A 2,406-nucleotide genomic window follows, 5' to 3' on the forward strand; every position below is an offset into this window, starting at 1 on the left:
GCCGGAGGCCGTGGTGCTGCTGCGGCCGCCGCCGTACGCGGACGCCTCCGCCCCGGCCGCCGAGGCCGTGGTGGGGGCGCTGACCGACCTCGGCGGCCCCCTCGTGCTCGGCGCGTTCTGCGGGGGCGGCGAATGCGCCTACGCGCTCGCCGGGCAGCTCGTCGCGGCCGGCCGCAGGCCGCCCGGAGTGGTCCTCACCGGCACCGCGACGCCGGCCGGGACCTTCGCCCACATCCTCGAAGCGGTGGTCCGCCGCACCCGGTGACCGCCGCGGTCACGCCAACCGCCCCACCTCACACCTCAGGAGAGTCATGACGACACGTCTGTTCACCTCGGAGTCCGTGACCGAGGGACACCCCGACAAGATCGCCGACCAGATCAGCGACGCGATCCTGGACGCGCTCCTCGCACAGGACCCGGGTTCCCGCGTCGCGGTGGAGACCCTGATCACGACCGGGCAGGTCCACATCGCGGGCGAGGTGACGACGTCGGCGTACGCGGACGTGCCCGGCATCGTGCGCCGGACCATCCTCGACATCGGCTACGACTCCTCCGCCAAGGGCTTCGACGGCACCTCCTGCGGGGTCTCCGTCTCCATCGGCGCGCAGTCCCCGGACATCGCGCAGGGCGTCGACACCGCGTACGAGAAGCGCGTCGACGGCTCCGGCGAGGACGCGCTCGACCAGCAGGGCGCCGGCGACCAGGGACTGATGTTCGGCTACGCGTGCGACGAGACGCCGAGCCTGATGCCGCTGCCGATCGACCTGGCGCACCGGCTCTCGCGCCGCCTCACCGAGGTCCGCAAGAACGGCACCGTCCCCTACCTGCGCCCCGACGGCAAGACCCAGGTGACGATCGGCTACCTGGGCAGCCGTCCGGTGCGCCTGGACACGGTCGTCGTCTCCAGCCAGCACGCCGCGGACATCGACCTCGACGGCCTGCTGGCCCCCGACATCCGCGAGCACGTCGTGGAGCACGTCCTCAACGAACTCGCCGACGAGGGCATCAAGCTGGAGACCGACGACTACCGGCTCCTGGTCAACCCGACCGGCCGCTTCGAGATCGGCGGCCCGATGGGCGACGCCGGCCTCACCGGCCGCAAGATCATCATCGACACGTACGGGGGTTACGCCCGGCACGGCGGCGGCGCCTTCTCCGGCAAGGACCCCTCGAAGGTGGACCGCTCGGCGGCGTACGCGACGCGCTGGGTCGCCAAGAACGTCGTCGCCGCCGGCCTCGCCACCCGCTGCGAGGTCCAGGTCGCGTACGCGATCGGCAAGGCCGAGCCGGTCGGTCTCTTCGTGGAGACCTTCGGCACCGCGAAGGTCGCGCAGGCCCGGATCGAGAGCGCCATCCGCGAGGTCTTCGACCTGCGCCCGGCCGCCGTCATCCGCGACCTGGACCTGCTGCGCCCCGTCTACCGGCAGACCGCCGCCTACGGGCACTTCGGCCGCGAACTGCCCGACTTCACCTGGGAGCGCACCGACCGCGTCGAGCAGCTCAAGGCCGCCGCCGGTCTCTGACCGGCGTCCACCGGCCCAGTCGAGAGGGACAGGAGTGTTCGAATGCGTATCGCGGTGACGGGCTCCATAGCCACCGACCACCTGATGGTCTTCCCGGGCCGGTTCGCGGACCAGCTCATCGCCGACCAGCTCGCCCATGTGTCGCTCTCGTTCCTCGTGGACGACCTGGAGGTGCGGCGCGGCGGAGTGGCGGCCAACATCGCCTTCGGGCTCGGCTCGCTCGGACTGGATCCGCTGCTGGTCGGCGCCGTCGGCAGCGACTTCGCCACGTACGAGGTGTGGCTCAAGGAGCACGGCGTCGACACCGGTGCGGTGCGCGTGAGCGACGAGCGGCAGACCGCCCGTTTCTCGTGCATCACCGACCAGGACGACAACCAGATCGCGGCGTTCTACGCGGGCGCCATGGCGGAGGCCCGGGAGATCGACCTGGCGGCGGAAGCGGACCGGGCCGGCGGCGTCGGCTTCGTCCTCGTCGCCCCCGACGACCCGGCCGCCATGCTCCGGCACACCGCGGCCTGCCGGACCCTCGGCGTCCCCTTCGCCGCCGACCCCTCCCAGCAGCTCGCCCGCCTCGACGGCGACGAGGTGCGCGAGCTGGTCGACGGCGCCCGGTGGCTGTTCACCAACGAGTACGAGGCGGCGCTCCTGCTGGAACGCGCCTCCTGGGAGCGCGACGACGTGCTGGCCCGCGTCGGCACCTGGATCACCACGCTCGGCGCGCGGGGCGTCCGCATCGAGACCGCCGGCGCCCCCGCCCTGACCGTGCCCGGCATCGCCGGCGTCGAGACGGCCGACCCGACCGGGGTGGGCGACGCGTTCCGCGCGGGCTTCCTCGCCGCCACCGTCCGGGGCGCCGCCCCGGAGCAGGCGGCGCGGCTGGGCT

Annotated in this window: 3 protein-coding genes; all 3 read left to right on the top strand. The window is 73.2% G+C overall.

Annotated elements, in window-relative coordinates; genetic code table 11:
- Nucleotides 1–265 (top strand): hypothetical protein (locus G3I41_RS02815; protein ID WP_164398708.1); only part of this gene is annotated, 265 nt, incomplete at its 5' end.
- Between the two features lie 46 nt (nt 266–311).
- Nucleotides 312–1,523: a methionine adenosyltransferase gene (metK, locus tag G3I41_RS02820; protein WP_164398709.1), complete on the top strand. Its 1,212-nt coding sequence runs from the start codon at nt 312–314 to the stop codon at nt 1,521–1,523.
- 42 nt (nt 1,524–1,565) lie between these two features.
- The coding region (locus G3I41_RS02825; protein ID WP_164398710.1) for a carbohydrate kinase family protein at nt 1,566–2,406 on the top strand (841 nt) is incomplete at its 3' end.

The organism is Streptomyces sp. SID9727 (genome assembly GCF_010550605.1).
GTDB lineage: Bacteria > Actinomycetota > Actinomycetes > Streptomycetales > Streptomycetaceae > Streptomyces.

What these genes read in the sequence shown, in the direction of transcription:
- metK (WP_164398709.1), top strand. Translation starts at nt 312, where the DNA reads ATGACGACACGTCTGTTCACCTCGGAGTCCGTGACCGAGGGACACCCC.